This window comes from Arthrobacter jinronghuae, assembly GCF_025244825.1.
Lineage (GTDB): Bacteria > Actinomycetota > Actinomycetes > Actinomycetales > Micrococcaceae > Arthrobacter_B > Arthrobacter_B jinronghuae.
This window is the reverse complement of sequence record NZ_CP104263.1, coordinates 1,146,786-1,162,510: the sequence shown is the minus strand read 5'-3', so window position 1 is coordinate 1,162,510 and position 15,725 is coordinate 1,146,786. Positions and strand designations below refer to the sequence as shown.

The following is a 15,725-nucleotide window of genomic DNA, read 5'->3' as shown; positions in this document are numbered from 1 at the left end:
CATTCATCACTCGCACCCTTATGAGGTACTAATGACGATAAACGGCCCATCTGGGTAGCTGCTGAAGACAACCTGACAACTACCTGAGTATCTGGCCCGGCGGAACGTCAGGCGGCGACGAGCTGACGCGGTCCTGGACCGCCGAGACGGGTTGGGCCGGCGAGACCGCAGGACGGTGCACCGGTCTGGCGGGGAAGAATGTCCTGCTGAGCCGTGCGGATACCCGGCATGCTCATGCCGGTCTCGAAGGGGGCGGCTTTCACTTCCGGAGCCGTAGCTCGTTCAGGCTTTTTGGTTCCGGCAGACCCGCTGTTCGAGGCCTTATCTCCGCCTGCACCTTTCCCGGCCGAACCAGGCTTCTTACCGCCGGTGCTCTTTTTCGGAGCGGTGGAGGCCTGGTTACCCGTGCCGCGCGAACCGTTGTTGTTGGCGGGACGGGTCTTCGCAGCCTGGGCCTTCGTGGGCTGGGCCGGCTGCTTCGGAGCAGCCTTCTTCTTGCTGGCTGACTTGTTCACGACGGACTTGTTCATGACGGACTTGGCCGCACTACCCGACTTCCCGGGAGCAACCATCGCAGCGGCGGCAGCGGCAGACTTCTCGGCGGCGGCGGCAGAGGTCAATGCAGCCGTGCGTGCTGTCAGTGCGGCAGCCACATCCAGGGCATCCACCGTCGAGGGCATCCGCACGGATGCCCCAGGGGTGCCGTAGGGTGCGGCCGGACGGAGGGCGGCCATGATTTCTTCGGTCGCTGACCGGGTGGTGTCCACGAACACTGCGGCAGCGCTGTCATCGGGGACGGCTTCAACCCGCTGACGTGCGGCCCGGGACAGGACGCGGTACAGGGCCGAGATGACAACCAGCAGAGCCGCGCCCGTGCTGTACAGAAGAATCAGGGAAAAGGCGAGCGATGTGGTCCCGCCGGAAAAGAAACCAACGCCGATAACGGCAGAAATCAGCCACAGCGTACTCAGAATTTCCAGGATTGAACGAACCCGGATGTAAAGCGGACGCTGCTGCACGCCAACAAATTTTGGCGGCAAGAAATCTGGCACTGAGACTGACCTTTCGGGCACCGAATTGTTAATCTATTCGGGTTTTAGGAGAAGCACTTGTTACTACAACTCTAGGCATGTCTCGGGAACCTAATGACCATACGCGCGCACCTTGGCTGATTCGTTACGCGCCGATTGGTGAGACTTTGGTCACACTCGGTGCCGGGCGGGGGTGAGGGCTTCCCGGGCACCGTTTTCGACGTCCTCGGCAAGCAGGATTCCCGCGGCCAGCTCGGCAACGGCGGATGATGTCTGGAACCCGTATCCGCCCTGCCCGGCCAGCCAGAAAAACCCCGGAACGTCCGGATCCCAGCCCACCGCGGGCAACCCGTCCGGTGTCTCCGTACGCAGCCCGGTCCAGGCGCGGGCAACGCCGGTGATTCCCATGGTGGTGACGCTGTTGACCAGTTCCACCAATGCCTGCACATCTGTGTCGCGGGGCCGGGAGTCTTCCGCCACGCTTGGTTCGCGTTCCGACGGCGATATAAGTACCTGCCTGCCTTCGGGCCGGTAGTAGAACCGGTCGCGTGCGTCCGCCACCATGGGCGCCCCGGCATCCAGCGGCCGTTCAACGTCGACGACGGCGGCGGTGCGGCGGTAAGGCGTGAGCCCCTGGGGACGGGCCCCGAAGGTTTCCGCGACGATATCCGCCCAGGCGCCGGCCGCATTGACCACCATCGGAGCCTCAAACCGCAGTCCGTCAGCCGCGGCTTCCCAGCGCTGTGCGCCCGGGTCCCCTACGCGCACTGCCGCCTGTACTCGCCGGCCCGTGACGATGCGGCCGCCCGCCGCGGTCAGCCGCTCCCGGTGGTAGTCCAGCAGTGCATCGGTGTTGCAGGCCACTGATGTGTTGTCGAGCCCGGCAGCGCTGAAAGCCTCCGGCCGCAGCTCGGGAGCCAGCCCCAGGGCTTCAGCCGGCATTACCGGGTGCATATGGGCACTCGCCCGGTCCCGCACCGACTCGTCGTCTCCGATCAGCAGGAAGCTCCGAGGCGCCAGGACGGGTTCCGGCAGGTCCGCCTCCGCCGCCCGAATCAAGGCCAGGGTCCGCAGGGTCAGGTCCTGGATCACCGGCGGCCCGTAACTGGGGATCAGCTGCCGGGCGGAGCGGGAGGATGTGTGGTAGCCCAAGGCCGGTTCAGCTTCCACCAGGACAACCCCGCCTCCGCTCCCCCGGGGCTGCGGGGCCGCGGCCATCCGGGACGCGACCTCGGCGGCCAGCGAGAGACCGGCGATGCCGCCGCCGATCAACAGGATGTCGCAGGAAATGTCAGCGGTCATGGGGAAATCCTTTCCAATGTGAGGAGGGTGGCGTCGTCGGCGTTTTCGCCCAGCTCCGCCTGCAGAGTGCGCAGCGCCAGCAGCAGCTCCTGGGCGGCGACCGCGGAGCCTGCCGCCGCAAGGAACCCGCCGGGCCCGTCGACGATTCCCAGTTCCACCGCCCGCCAGGCGCCGTCGGAGGCAAGCACAACCCGCCGTGCCGGGCCAAGCCGGACGGTGCGTGCCTGGTATGCGGCTTCTGCTTCCCGCCGGGCCACCCACAGCCGGCCCGGGGTATTGCGCAGTTCCCGGTCCAGCACCCGCAGCTCGCGTTCCCGCACCGGGTCCGCCGAATGTTCGGTGCCGATCCGGATGTCGGCCGGTTCGTGCGTGACATGGACCAGCGAGCCGTCCTCCAGTTCAACCACCGCGTGGCAGTCCGCCAGTGCGAGGATCTCCACGCCGTCCCCTGTCAGCGCCGCCAGGCACAGGGCCGCAGACGGGAAGCGGATCCGCTCCTCGCCGGCCAGGGTGCGGGCCAGCTGGTCCATCCGGGTCAGGGCGTCGGCCAGCACCTGCGGGGCGGGTGCAACACCGGCCGCCACTGCGGCATCCGTCAGCAACAAGTCAAGATTCCGGGCATACCAGGCCGGGTCCGAGGGGCCCGGCAGCCCGAGCTGAGGCAAGAGGGAACTCGCGCCGTCGATTACCCAGGCTGTGGAGCCCGCGTAGCCGCAGGTGTCCTCCTGCACGTGCCCGTCGCCTTCAGTGGAAATCCGGACAGAGTGCTTCCACCTGCCGGCCGCCACCGGGCTAGAACCTTTCCCGGTCGCCGGTGAGGATCTCCATCAGGGTTTCCGAGCCCACCAGGTACAGTCCCGGAGCATCGTCGGAGTTCGCCAGCAGAATGGTTGCCATGCAGATCGCCCAGCCGCGGGCCCGCTCCCAAACGTGCGGGTCGCCGTCGTACTGGCTGCCCAGGCTGCGGCGGAAGATGTCCCGCCCTTCGGCGTCGAACACCAGCCAGGCTGCTGCCAGGTCCGTGGCCGGATCGCCCGCGGTGAGGTCGCCGAAATCGATGACCGCCTGCAGGGTGTTGTCCTTGGCGACGAGATTCGCGGGGTGCAGGTCTCCGTGCAGCCACAGCGGGGGTCCGGTCCAGGCCGGGATGTCCTGGGCCTCCTCCCAGAGTTCCTGCACCCGGGCGGCGTGGGGCACCATGCCGCTGTTCAGCCTGCCCTGTACGGCTTCATCCCGCCCGGACAACGGTCCGCCCCGGAACGGATTACGGGGAAAATCCGGCGGTGCCGGCCGGTGGAAGGCGTTAAGGAAGCCTGCCAGCGGTTCGGCGAGGGCAACGTTTCGGTCCCGCGGCGACAAGGACACATCCTGGCCGTCGAACCAGACCGTGATGCTCCACGGCCACGGGTAGAGCTCACACGGTGCCCCGCAGAACAGCGGGGCGGAGGTCGGTACGGGCACGTCGGCGGTGAGCTGCGGGAGCCAGCGCTGTTCGTTGGCCGTCAGTCCGGCCGCAGACTTCCGGCGGGGCAGCCGGATGGCATACTCCGTGCCCAGCCGGTAAATGTAGTTGTCCCATCCGCTGGCAACCTGCTCCAGGTCCTGCCCGCCCAGGTGGGGGTGCTGCTCCCGCACCAGCTGGCTCACCAGAGCGGCGTCGGCAGAGATTTCGGCAGCGGGAAGGTTGGCCATTGCGCCAGCGTACCCGCCGGGTGTGCAGCGGGCCACAAACGTCAGGACCCCGGCAGACACAATGCCTACCGGTGCCACCCGCCCCCTCCCTTGCAGTGTCGGCTAAGGCGCCGGGAGGTCAGCGGGCAGCGGCCTCGTCAATGACCACTTGAATAAACTGCCGTGCCCGCGTCCGAAGGCTGGCCAGGTTCCCTGCCGGCGTCGCGGCGTCGCCTACCAACGGACTGCCAAGGCCCAAGGCCACCGCACCGGCGCGGAAAAAGCCGGGCGCATCCGCCAACCCAACCCCGCCGACGGCGATAAAGGGAATGCTCGGCAACGGTCCCCGAAGCGCCGACAAATACCCGGGACCGGCAGCCGAGGCCGGAAACAGCTTGACCGCGCTGGCTCCCCGCGTCATGGCGTCCATGGCTTCGGTAGCGGTGAATGCCCCGGCGAGGACGGGCAGGCCCAGGCCCGCGGCCGCCGGGATCGACTCAGTCACGCCGGGGGTTACCACGAACTGTGCGCCCGCCGCCGCAGCGTCCATGGCGTCCGCCGCCGTGAGCACCGTTCCCGCGCCCACCCAGGCGCCGTCCGGGAGTTGCCGCCGGATCTTTTCGATTGCCTCAAACGCGCCCGGAGTGGTCAAGGCAATCTCTACGCAGCTGATCCCTTCTTCGAAAAGAACCAGCGCAGCGGCCGCGGCTGCGTCACGGTCCGTCCCGCGGATAATCGCCACGAGCCCGCTGCGGGTCAGTTCCGTCATGAAACCTGCCATGTCGCCGCCTACCATTCCGCGAAGGACCCGTCATCGTGCCGCCAGAGCGGTCCGCGCCATGCATGACCGTGCTTATCTGCCGACCGCACGGCCTGTTCATCCACCTCGATGCCCAGGCCGGCACCGGTAAGCCGTTCGATGCTGCCGTCCACGAACTTCAGCGGTGTCTTGTCAACAACATAGTCCAGGACCTCGGCGCCCTGGTTGTAGTGGATGCCGATGCTCTGTTCCTGGATCAGGAAGTTCGGCGTCGCGAACCCCACCTGCAGGCATGCAGCCAATGCCAGCGGGCCCAGCGGACAGTGCGGCGCGAGCTGCACATCGTAGACCTCGGCAAGGGAGGCGATCCGGCGCACCTCCGAGATGCCGCCGGCGTGGGACAGGTCCGGCTGCGCCACGGCAATCCCCGCCTGGAGAACGGGCAGGAACTCCTGCCTGCTGTACAGCCGCTCCCCCGTGGCGATGGGAATGCTGGTGGCGGAGGTGACGGAGCGGAGAAGATGCGGGTTCTCAGGCAGCACCGGTTCCTCCAGGAAGAACGGACGGTACGGTTCCAAAAGCGGCACAACCCGGCGGACGTTGGCGGCGGAAAAGCGTCCATGGAAATCCACTGCCACATCCCGGCTGCCGCCGAGCACCTCGCGGGCCGCCGCAACCCGCCCGACGACGGCGTCCAGTTCCGCGGTGGTGGCAATCGGCCCCATCCTGCCACTGGCATTCATTTTCACCGCGGTGAGGCCTGCCTCCACCTGTGCACTGACTGCGTCCGCAATCTCCCCGGGATCGTCGCCCCCCACCCAGCCGTACATCCGGATCCGTTCCCGGACATGCCCGCCCAGCAACTGGTGCACGGGTGTGTCGAAATGTTTGCCGGCGATGTCCCACAGCGCCTGGTCCAGACCGGACACGGCGCTGGCCAGGATGGGCCCGCCCCGGTAGAAGGAACCCTTGGTGAGCAGCTGCCAGTTATCCTCGATCCGCAGCGGATCCCGCCCCAGGAGCAGCTCCGAGAGCTGGTCCACCGCAGTCCGGACCGTTTCGGAACGCCCCTCGCAGGTGGCTTCTCCCCACCCTGCCAGTCCGGAGTCGGTTTCCACCCGGACAAACAGCCAGCGCGGCGGGACCATGAAGGTTTCGATTCGGGCAACCCGCATACTTCTGCCTATCCCTTGGTCGCGCCGGCGGTAAGGCCGCTGACTACGTATTTTTGAGTGAACAGGGCGATAACCATAATCGGAATGGTGACCACGGTGGCGGCAGCCATGAGTCCGCCCCAGTCGATACTTGCGTAGGACACAAAATCGAAGATCGCTACCGGAAGGGTCTTGGTGGAAGACCCCGAAAGCACCAGGGCGAACATGAAATTGTTCCAGGAGAAGATAAAGGACAGGATGCCGGCGGTCATGATCCCCGGTACGGAGAGCGGCAGCGTAATCAGCCGGAAGGCACCGATGGGTGAGAGCCCGTCCACCTGGGCCGATTCCTCCAGCTCCAGCGGGAGCGAATCGAAGTAGCTCATCATGATGTAGACGATCAGGGGCAGCGCCACGAACATGTGGCTGAGGATGAGGACGCTGAACCCGCCCACCATCCGCAGGTTCGAAAAGACGTAGTACCACGGCACCAGCAGGCTCACGCCGGGAATGATCCGCGCCATCAGCACCACCAGCGCGGAACGCTGCATGGAGAAGCGGCTCATGGCATACGCCGCCGGCACGCCCAGCAGCAGGGACAGCAGCGTGGAGGCGAACGCCACCCAGAAGCTGTTGAAGATGAAAACGAAATAGTTGTTGCGCGCCAGGACGTTCGCGTAGTTCTCGAAGGTGGGTGTGAAGATCAGCGACTTCGCGGCGTCGTAAATGTCCACGTTCGTCTTGAATGATGCCAGGACCATCCAGGCCAGCGGTGCCAGGAGCAGCAGGACCACCAGCACCAGGGCGCAGACGCGGAACCATTTGTAGGCGCGGCTGCGCAGGGGTTTGCGGCGGCGGCCGGTTGCCTCAACCGGGGTGAAGGACTCGGGCAGCTCGGTAACGGCACTCATTTCAGTTGGTTCCTTTCCGGCGCCGGGTCAGGAAGAACATGATGCCGACAATGATCAGGAAGAACAGGATCAGCACCGTGGATGACAGCCCGTATTTGTTGTAGTCGAAGCTCAGGCCGTAGGCGTAGATGTTCAGCGTTTCCACTTCGTTGAAGGACCCGCCGCCCTTGCCCTTGGTGGCGTAGAGGATGTCAAAGGTTTTCAGTGCGTCGATGCTGCGCAGCAGCACTGCCACAATCACCGTCGGCATCATCAACGGCAGCGTCACGTACCGGAAGCGCTGCCAGGCACTCGCACCGTCGATGCGTGCCGCCTCGTCCGGTTCGTCGGACAGCGAGGTCAGGCCCGCCAGCAGAATGAGTACGATCATGGGTGTCCACTGCCAGATGTCGATGAAGATGGTGGTCGGCAGGGCGGACTCAACACCCGAGAGCCATGGCTGCGGCGGAATCCCCACCCAGCCGAGCATCTGGTTTGCAAAACCTATGTTCGGGTCGAAGATCAGCCGCCACATCATGCCCACCGCCACCGGTGTCGCCACCAGCGGCAGCAGGATCGCAACGCGCACCCATTTCTCGCCCCGGAACGGCCGCCACAGCAACAGGGCAATACACATCCCCAGGACCAGTTCCACGGCCAGGGCAGAGACGGTGAAATACGCGGTACGGCCGGCGGCGGGCCAGAAGCGGTCGGTGTCCGTCAGCACGGTCAGGTAGTTGTCCGGGCCAATGAAATCCGAATCGGCCCGCACCGAGCCGGATGCGTCCGTCAGGCTCAGATACAGGGTCCAGGCCACCGGGAAGACAATCAGCAGCCCGACGAAGATCATGGCGGGTGCAGCAAACAGCCATTTGCGGTGGGCGTTGGCCCAGTCGGAAAAGGATTGTCCGGCTGTCTTCCGGACCGGGGTTAGAACAGCAGCCATCGTTTCGCCTTTGAAAGCAGTTGCGGGAACCGGGGCTGCCGGTCCGGGGAGCCCGGGCCGGCAGCCCCGGGAGTTACTGTTCGCCCTCGAGGAATTTCTCGAAGTCCGACTGTGCGGTGTCTGCCGCGTTGTCGGAATCCTCTCCGGTGATGGCGGCGACAATAGGACCGCCGACAATCTCGCGTGCTTCAGCCACCGACTTCACCAGGGGCCGGTCATGTCCCACCCCGTTCTCGGCGCTGACGGTGATGGCTTCCGCCAGATCCTCCGGATACGTGGACGTGCCCGATTCATCCGCCCACACGGAGGACCGCGGCCCCGGGACGCCGCTCTGCTGGATCTGCAGGGTCATGTCCTTGCTGGTGGCCCATTCGATGAACTTCCACGCGTTGTCCTGGTTCTGCGAGGCCTCGTTGATGGCCAAGCTCCAGGACGGAATGTTGTACGGCTTGGACCCCGCCGGTCCGGCGGGCAGCGGAGCGAACCCGACGGTCTCCGCCACTTTCGACTTCGCCGGGTCTGTGGCGTTCTTGTAGAGGGAATCGGCCTCGGTGTAGAACGCTGCGCCGCCCTGGGTGAAGATCGCCATGGCTTCGGACCAGCTCATGTCCGTGCTGACGTTCTCCGGACCGTATTTATTGATCAGCCCGCCGTAGAAGGCATAGGCCTCTTTGGCTTCTTCGGAGCCGACGGCGGACTTGCCGTCCTCCAGGAAGTCTCCGCCGAAGCTGAACAGGAAGCTGGAGAACTGCGTGACTGCTGCTGATTTGCCGGTCCGGGCCACAAAGCCCGCCGTGCCTGGATTCTGTTCGGAGATGGTCCTCGCTGCAGCTTCCAGTTCCTCCATGGTCGAGGGAATCTCCAGTCCGGCCGCCGCCAGCAGGTCCTTGCGGTAGTAGAGGACTTCCCGTTCGGTGATGATGGGAACCCCCACCACCTGGTCTTCAAAGGTGGTGGCTGTGACGGGACCTTCCTGGAAGTCGCTCCAGTCCCAGTCCTCGTTGCTCTCGACCCGTTCGCTCAGGTCAGCCAGATAGCCGTTGTCCGCAAAAAGGCGCCCTTCCTGCAGCGGGCGGTACATCATGACGTCAATTTCATCCGATCCCGCATTGAGTTTGACGTTGTACTGATCCGACAGTTGGTCTTCTCCCAGCTGGGTCAGTTCCACCTTGAGGCCGGTTTCCTCTTCAAACTCGGGTATCGCGGCCTTGATTGTGTCCGTCCAGACGTGGTTCGCCACGGTTACCCGGATGGTGTCCGAGCCTTCGGCTCCCTCGTCTGAACTGCCGCAGGCTGCCAGCCCCAGCGTTGCCGCCGTGAGTATTGCCGCCGTTCGTGCAAGTTTTTTGCGCTCCACGCCGTCTCCATCCGTCCCTGGGGCGGTCCGGGCCCCCGCGCCGGCGCCTCGTTACGCCTGCGGTGAGCAGAGTTTTAGCGGATAAATCATACTTATTCAACAGTGTTTTGGAAGCCGTATGATTCGAGGATGACCACGACTCCACGGGGCACCGCCGCCCCCGGCGCCGCTGCCGTGAACAGCACCCAGGCTCCGTCCGGTCTGCATGCGCAGGTGTTGGAGCATCTGGGCATGGCGATCTGCGGCGGGAAGCTGGCTGCCGGTGACATCCTGCGCAGCGAGGAGTTCGAGGAAAAGCTGGCGGTTTCGCGTTCCGTCATCAGGGAAGTGCTGCGGGTGCTGTCCGCCCTGGGAATGGTCGCCTCGCGCCGGAGAGTGGGGGTGGAGATCCTGCCGGCAAGGGAGTGGAACCTCTTTGATCCGCTGGTCATCCGGTGGCGGCTGGCCACCAACGACCGGCTCGGGCAGCTGCGCTCCCTTGCGGAGCTGCGGACCGCCGTCGAACCCCAGGCAGCCCGTCTGGCGGCCGTCCGCGCCGAACCGGACCAGGTGTCGGAACTGCTTCTTCTCTCCGGCCGGATGTGGGCTGCGGGCCAGTCCGGCGATGCCGCGGAATTCCTGCGACTGGACGTGCAGTTCCACCAGCTGCTGCTGACCGCGTCCGGCAATGAAATGTTCGCCCAGCTGCATCGCCTGGTCGCCGAGGTCCTGGTCGGGCGGGCACAGTACGGCCTGATGCCGGATCTGCCCCACCACGAGGCGCTGCAGCTGCACATGGACATTGCGGTTGCGGTCCAGGCTGCGGACGGATCCGCAGCCCAGGCGGCGATGGAACGGATCGTCGAGCGCAGCATGGAGGAGACCTCTGAGTTCTGGGCGCGGCACGGGACGGGAAGCCGTTAACGCGCCGACCCCCGTCCGGCCCTAAGGCCACACGGGGGTCAGCGGTTGCTCGTCAGGCGGGAGTCCGGACTATCAGCCCTGCACGCCGAGGCGTTCCAGGATCAGCTCGCGGACGCGGCCGGCGTCGGCCTGCCCGCGGGTGGCCTTCATAACGCCGCCCACGATGGCGCCGACAGCCTGGACCTTGCCGCCGCGGATCTTGTCTGCAACGTCCGGCTGGGCCGCCAACGCCGCGTCGATCGCTTCAAGCAGGGGGCCGTCGTCGGACACCACGGCCAGGCCGCGCTTGTCGATGACTTCCTCCGGGGTGCCTTCGCCGGCGAGGACGCCGTCGAGGACCTGGCGGGCCAGCTTGTCGTTGATCTTGCCGGCCTGGACCAGGCGGTCCAGTTCCACGATCAGCTCAGGCGTGACGCCTACGTCCACCGGATCCACTTCGGCTTCCTTGGCGCGGCGGGCAACCTCACCCATCCACCACTTGCGCGCCACCTGTGCGGAAGCGCCGGCGGCAATGGTTTCCTCGATGGCTTCCATGACTCCGGCGTTGACGACGTCGCGGAACTCGGCGTCGGAGTAGCCCCAGTCTTCCTTGAGCCGCTTGCGGCGCTCGGCCGGCGGCTCGGGCAGGCGGGAGCGCAGCTCTTCAATCCATTCCGTGGTGGTCACCACGGGCAGGAGATCCGGTTCCGGGAAGTACCGGTAGTCGTCGGCGTCGGACTTCGGCCGGCCCGAGGTGGTGGACCGGGTGTCCTCGTGCCAGTGGCGCGTTTCCTGGACAATCTCGTTGCCGGAGTCCAGGACGGCGGCGTGGCGCTGGATCTCGAAGCGGACGGCGCGTTCGACGGCGCGCAGCGAGTTCACGTTCTTCGTTTCCGAACGCGTGCCGAACTTTTCCTGGCCGTACGGACGCAGCGACACGTTGGCGTCGCAGCGGACGTTGCCGCGCTCCATCTTGGCGTCGGAGACACCGAGGTTCTTGACGATTTCCCGGATGGCGGCCACGTAGGCCTTGGCCAGTTCGGGGGCACGCGAACCGGCGCCTTCGATCGGCTTGGTGACGATCTCGACCAGCGGCACACCGGCGCGGTTGTAGTCCACCAGGGAGAAGTCGGCGCCCTGGATGCGGCCGGCGGCGCCGCCCATGTGGGTCAGCTTTCCGGCGTCCTCTTCCATGTGCGCGCGTTCAATCTCGACGCGGAACACCGTGCCGTCTTCGAGCTCAATGTCCAGGTAGCCGTCGTACGCGATGGGGTCTTCGTACTGGGAGGTCTGGAAGTTCTTGGGTGTGTCCGGGTAGAAGTACTGCTTCCGGGCGAAGGTGCAGGATTCGGCGATCTTGCAGTTCAGGGCCAGGCCGATGAGGATCGAGTACTCCACGGCCTTCTTGTTCACCACCGGCAGCACGCCGGGCATGCCCAGGTCCACCGGGGTGACGGCCGTGTTGGGCTCGTCGCCGAAGATGTTCGGGGCGTCGGAGAACATCTTGGTTTTGGTGTTCAGCTCCACGTGGACCTCGAACCCCAGCACCGGGTCGTACTTCTCCATGGCCTCTTCGAAGGACAGGGTTTCATCCTGGATATGGACGGACATTTACTTCACTCCTCCGAGTACGGGTGCCGAGGCCAGCAGCGGGCCGCCCCACTTCTGCTCGAGCATGCCCTCGAGGGCTGCGCCGGCGCGGTAGAGGCGGATGTCTTCGCGGGCCGGGGCCAGGAACTGGATGCCGACGGGCAGGCCGTCGGACAGGCCGCCGGGGATGGAGATGCCCGGCACGCCTGCCATGTTGGCCGGGATGGTGGCGACGTCGTTCAGGTACATGGCCAGCGGATCGTCCAGCTTTTCGCCGAGCTTGAACGCCGTGTTGGGCGAGGTCGGGGAGATCAGCACGTCGGCCTGCGCGAACGCGGCGTTGAAGTCGCGCTGGATCAGGGTGCGCACCTTCTGGGCCGAGCCGTAGTAGGCGTCGTAGTAGCCGGCGGAAAGGGCGTAGGTGCCCAGGATGATGCGGCGCTTGACCTCGTCGCCGAAGCCGGCGGCGCGGGTGGCACCCATAACGCGTTCGATGGTCAGCGGCGGCTCGGCGGGCAGTTCGCGCATGCCGTACCGGACGCCGTCGTACTTGGCCAGGTTCGAGGAAGCCTCGGACGGCATGATCAGGTAGTAGGCGCCGAGTGCGTACTTGAAGTTAGGGCAGGACACCTCAACGATTTCCGCTCCCGCGTCCCGCAACATGTCCAGGGACTCAGTGAAGCGGGCCTGGACGCCGGCTTCGTAGCCTTCGCCCTGCAGTTCCTTGATGACGCCGATCCGCATCCCGGCGACGCTGCCGTTGCGGGCGGCGTCGGCCAGTGAACCCACGGGGTCCGTCAGGGAGGTGGAGTCGCGGGGATCGTGGCCGCCGATGAGTTCCTGCAGCAGGGCAGCATCCAGCACGGTGCGGGAGACCGGGCCGATCTGGTCCAGCGAGGAGGCCATGGCAATTGCGCCGTAGCGGGAGACGCCGCCGTAGGTGGGCTTCACGCCCACGGAGCCGGTGACGGCGGCCGGCTGGCGGATGGATCCGCCGGTGTCGGTGCCCAGCGCCAGCGGAGCTTCGAAAGCGGCGACGGCGGCTGCGGAACCGCCGCCGGAGCCGCCCGGGATACGGTCCAGGTCCCACGGGTTGCGGGTGGGGCCGTACGCGGAGTGTTCCGTGGAGGAGCCCATGGCGAACTCGTCCAGGTTGGTCTTGCCGAGCATCGGCATACGCGCGGCACGGATCTTCGAGATCACCGTGGCGTCGTAGGGGCTCATCCAGCCCTCGAGCATCTTGGAGCCGGCCGTGGTGGGCTGGCCCTTGGTGACGATCAGGTCCTTGATGGCGATGGGCACGCCGGCCAGTTCGTGCAGTTCCTCGCCGTTGGCGCGGGCCTTGTCGACGTCGGCGGCAACCTGCAGCGCCTCGTCGGTGTTGACGTGCAGGAAGGCGTTGATGGCGCCGTCCACCTCCGCGATGCGGTCCAGGTGGGCCTGCGTGACCTCGACGGCGGACACTTCGCCGGCAGCCAGCTTGGCGGCCAGCTGTGCGGCGCTTGATGTAATCAGTTCACTCATGGAAGCTTTTACTCCTCATCCAGGATGGCGGGGACCTTGAAGCGGCCGGCGGCGTTGTCCGGGGCGCCGGACAGGGCTTCTTCATTGGTCAGCGTCTGCCCCACAACGTCTTCACGGAAGACGTTGGTCAGCGGGATGGGGTGGGAGGTTGCCGGGATGTCCTCGCCGGCAACTTCGCTTACGGATTTGATCGAATCCACGATGACATCGAGTTCGCCGGCCATCTTGTCCAGCTCGTCGTTGGTCATCTCAATGTGGGCCAGCCGCGCCAGATGCGCCACAGCCTCACGATTGATCTCAGACATGAGTCTCCCATGCGTCTTTTAGGAACGTGTTTCGGCTTTACGCCGGTATCCGTTCCAGTCTACGGCGTTTCGGGGCAGGGCATGGAGGCCGCCGCCACACGCTGCCGACGTGCTGCCGACCGCTGCAGACGCGCAAAAGCCGTCCCGCCGCCGTCGGGCACCGGGACGGCCGGGGCCGACGCGCAAAAGCCGTCCCGCCGCCGTCGGGCACCGGGACGGCCGGGCCGACGCACAAAAGCCGTCCCGCAGCCGTCGGGCACCGGGACGGCCGGGGCCGCGTACTGCTGGAGGATTAGACCGCCTTGCGGAACACCCAGAGAATGTAGTCCTCGCCGGGAACGGTCCAGTCCCGCTCCGGAACGCGTTCAAACCCGCAGGACAGGTAGAGGGCGTGGGCGTTCAGCATGGTGGTCATGCTGGTGAGGCTGACCGCGTTGATGCCGTCCTTGTTCCGGGCATAGTCGACAATGGCGTTGACCATCGCGCGGCCCACTCCCCCGCGCTGGACGGCCGGATCCACGGCGAGCATCCGGAATTCCAGTTCGCCTTCAATGGCGATGTCCGTGTAGGGCTGACCGGCGTACGTGATTGCGGCGGAGGCAGCCACCTTTCCGTCGAGCTCGGCTACCCACAGCTCGGTGTGCTTGGCGCGGTCCTCGACGTTTTCCAGTTCCTTGACGTAGGGATTGTCGGCCTCGATGTGGTTGCCGTGCAGGTAAGCCTCACGGGTAATCCGGCGGATGTCGTCAAAGTCAGCCTCGGTGGCAAGCCGGATGGTGATGCTCATGCGTGTTACGGATCCTTACGGTCTTGGTTGAAGTGCACGTAGATTCTATCCCCGCCCTGCCGCGTTTCCGGACGGCGGTGAGGCGGCGCACATGGCTCAACCGCACCGGCGGCGTCGCGCTCACCTTCTGCGGACTGAAGCGCACTCCACGCAGAAGCGGGTTTCGGGGCGGATCTCGAGCCGTGCCGTCGGGATCGCTGTCCCGCAGCGTTCGCAGATGCCGTAACTATCGGTGTTCAGGCGTTCCCGTGCCTCCATCAGTTCGATCAGCGATGTTTCCGCTGCGGCCAGCAGTGCCACCTCGTTGGCCCTTTCCACGGACACGGTGGTTCCTTCGGGGTCGTGTTCGTCGTCTGCCGGAATGTCCTTGGCTGCCAGGGTAACTTCCCGGATCACAGCCGTCAGCGTACTGATCTGCTCGCGGGTGTGTTCCATTCGCTCATCGATCAGGCGGGCGAAGTAGGCCGTATCCAGATCCTGCGGGGTCTGCGGCGTCTGCTGGGTCGGCGGGGTCTGCGGCGTAACCGGCGCGGGCTCGGGTGTCCCTCGGATCGTCGTCCGCGGTGCCGTGGGTGCTTTTCGGGGCATGCGTTCCTCCTGCGAGTCGGTGCTGCACTGGATGCATCGGGATAAATTATCCGTCGCACGAACGCGCAAAACGGTTGCTCTGGACCGTCCTTTCCTCAGGGCTTAATCCCGGTAAGATTCGGGTCAACTGTCCGGAATCCGGGGGAATGATGGTTGACACGAATTACAACGAGCCGCGGCTCGTGGCTCTCTATGACGAAGACAATGCCGGGCAGTGGGACACCGACTTTTACGCCGGCCTTATCGGCGATAAGCCGCTCCGAATCGCCGACGTCGGATGCGGCACCGGCAGTTTCGCCGTGCGTCTGGCGCTGGCGGGCCACACGTTGACCGGCATCGATCCGGCGCGCGGCATGCTGGAGGTGGCGCGGGCGCGTGCCGGCGGTGAGAAGGTCACCTGGCTGCAGGGCACCGCTGCGGATCTTCCTCCCGGTCCGTTTGATGCTGCCCTTATGACGGGGCATGCGTTTCAGTGCCTTCTGACCGAGGCCGAGATCCTCGAAACCCTGGTGGCTGTTCGGTCCCGGCTCGTCTCCGGGGGAACCTTCTATTTCGAAACCCGAAATCCTGCGGCGAAGGCATGGCTGGCGTGGGACAGCGGCAGTACCGGGCCCGAGATTCAGGAATCCTCTGCGGGCACGCTCGAAGTGGAGTGGGAGCTGATCTCTGCCGAGGAGCAGTACGACGGCGTGTTGGTCACTTTCGAGGACCGTACCCTCTTCCGGTCCGACGGCGAGCGGTTCGTCAGCCGGAGCATCCTGAAGTTTGTGCGGGCCGAGGTATTGAAGGACCTGCTGGAACGGGCCGGCTTCAACTCCGTGGACTGGTACGGGGACTGGGAGGGCGGTCCGTTCATGGAAGCGTCCAGCCGGGAGATCATTGTGGCTGCGCGGCGGTAGCCCGGTAGGCGGGCCAGTAGGGAGCTGCGGCGGTAGCGA

The 15,725-nt window shown here is 65.7% G+C and carries 16 protein-coding genes; 2 read left to right on the top strand and 14 right to left on the bottom strand.

Annotated features, from left to right (window positions below):
* Positions 1-107: 107 nt before the first annotated feature.
* From N2K98_RS05280 to N2K98_RS05240, 9 genes are all read right to left on the bottom strand, one after another.
* Positions 108-1,019 (bottom strand): hypothetical protein, encoded by a 912-nt coding sequence (locus tag N2K98_RS05280; RefSeq protein WP_255866560.1) that lies wholly within the window; start codon positions 1,017-1,019, stop codon positions 108-110.
* 183 nt (positions 1,020-1,202) lie between these two features.
* Positions 1,203-2,333: an NAD(P)/FAD-dependent oxidoreductase gene (locus tag N2K98_RS05275; RefSeq protein ID WP_255866559.1), complete on the bottom strand. Its 1,131-nt coding sequence runs from the start codon at positions 2,331-2,333 to the stop codon at positions 1,203-1,205.
* On the bottom strand, positions 2,330-3,064 hold the full coding sequence (locus N2K98_RS05270) for a protein phosphatase 2C domain-containing protein (RefSeq protein WP_255866558.1): 735 nt from the start codon (positions 3,062-3,064) through the stop codon (positions 2,330-2,332). Before N2K98_RS05270 ends, N2K98_RS05275 begins: the two co-directional genes overlap by 4 nt.
* Positions 3,065-3,125: 61 nt before the next feature.
* Positions 3,126-4,025, bottom strand: coding sequence for an aminoglycoside phosphotransferase family protein (locus tag N2K98_RS05265; protein WP_255866557.1), 900 nt, complete (start codon positions 4,023-4,025; stop codon positions 3,126-3,128).
* A gap of 118 nt (positions 4,026-4,143) precedes the next feature.
* Positions 4,144-4,773 (bottom strand): bifunctional 4-hydroxy-2-oxoglutarate aldolase/2-dehydro-3-deoxy-phosphogluconate aldolase, encoded by a 630-nt coding sequence (locus N2K98_RS05260; protein WP_255866556.1) that lies wholly within the window; start codon positions 4,771-4,773, stop codon positions 4,144-4,146.
* A 20-nt stretch (positions 4,774-4,793) separates the two neighbouring features.
* Positions 4,794-5,939: a galactonate dehydratase gene (gene dgoD, locus N2K98_RS05255; protein ID WP_255866555.1), complete on the bottom strand. Its 1,146-nt coding sequence runs from the start codon at positions 5,937-5,939 to the stop codon at positions 4,794-4,796.
* Positions 5,940-5,947: 8 nt separating this feature from the next.
* On the bottom strand, positions 5,948-6,829 hold the full coding sequence (locus N2K98_RS05250) for a carbohydrate ABC transporter permease (RefSeq protein WP_255866554.1): 882 nt from the start codon (positions 6,827-6,829) through the stop codon (positions 5,948-5,950).
* 1 nt (position 6,830) lies between these two features.
* Entirely contained in the window at positions 6,831-7,754 is a 924-nt protein-coding gene (locus N2K98_RS05245) for a carbohydrate ABC transporter permease (RefSeq protein WP_255866553.1), read from the bottom strand.
* Between the two features lie 73 nt (positions 7,755-7,827).
* Positions 7,828-9,111, bottom strand: coding sequence for an ABC transporter substrate-binding protein (locus N2K98_RS05240; protein WP_255866552.1), 1,284 nt, complete (start codon positions 9,109-9,111; stop codon positions 7,828-7,830).
* Between the two features lie 129 nt (positions 9,112-9,240).
* Between N2K98_RS05240 and N2K98_RS05235 the strand changes: the two genes are divergently transcribed.
* A complete protein-coding gene (locus tag N2K98_RS05235; RefSeq protein ID WP_255798909.1) occupies positions 9,241-10,014 on the top strand; it encodes a FadR/GntR family transcriptional regulator in 774 nt (257 codons plus the stop codon).
* Positions 10,015-10,086: 72 nt separating this feature from the next.
* Here the strand turns inward: N2K98_RS05235 and gatB are convergent, their stop codons facing one another.
* The 5 genes from gatB to N2K98_RS05210 all read right to left on the bottom strand — a co-directional run bounded on the left by gatB (position 10,087) and on the right by N2K98_RS05210 (position 14,787).
* Entirely contained in the window at positions 10,087-11,604 is a 1,518-nt protein-coding gene (gene gatB, locus N2K98_RS05230; protein WP_227924395.1) for an Asp-tRNA(Asn)/Glu-tRNA(Gln) amidotransferase subunit GatB, read from the bottom strand.
* Positions 11,605-13,107, bottom strand: coding sequence for an Asp-tRNA(Asn)/Glu-tRNA(Gln) amidotransferase subunit GatA (gatA, locus tag N2K98_RS05225; RefSeq protein WP_255798908.1), 1,503 nt, complete (start codon positions 13,105-13,107; stop codon positions 11,605-11,607).
* 8 nt (positions 13,108-13,115) lie between these two features.
* The gene (gatC, locus tag N2K98_RS05220; RefSeq protein ID WP_146363477.1) at positions 13,116-13,412 is read right to left on the bottom strand and encodes an Asp-tRNA(Asn)/Glu-tRNA(Gln) amidotransferase subunit GatC; all 297 of its coding nucleotides are present in this window, start codon (positions 13,410-13,412) and stop codon (positions 13,116-13,118) included.
* Positions 13,413-13,704: 292 nt separating this feature from the next.
* Complete coding sequence (locus tag N2K98_RS05215) at positions 13,705-14,199, bottom strand: GNAT family N-acetyltransferase (protein ID WP_255798907.1); 495 nt, start codon at positions 14,197-14,199, stop codon at positions 13,705-13,707.
* A gap of 120 nt (positions 14,200-14,319) precedes the next feature.
* Positions 14,320-14,787 (bottom strand): TraR/DksA family transcriptional regulator, encoded by a 468-nt coding sequence (locus tag N2K98_RS05210; protein WP_255866551.1) that lies wholly within the window; start codon positions 14,785-14,787, stop codon positions 14,320-14,322.
* Between the two features lie 146 nt (positions 14,788-14,933).
* On the opposite strand from N2K98_RS05210, the gene N2K98_RS05205 reads away from it, so the two are divergent.
* Positions 14,934-15,686 carry a class I SAM-dependent methyltransferase gene (locus N2K98_RS05205; protein ID WP_255866550.1) on the top strand — a complete coding sequence of 251 codons (753 nt, stop codon included), beginning with the start codon at positions 14,934-14,936 and terminating at the stop codon, positions 15,684-15,686.
* Positions 15,687-15,725: the final 39 nt, after the last annotated feature.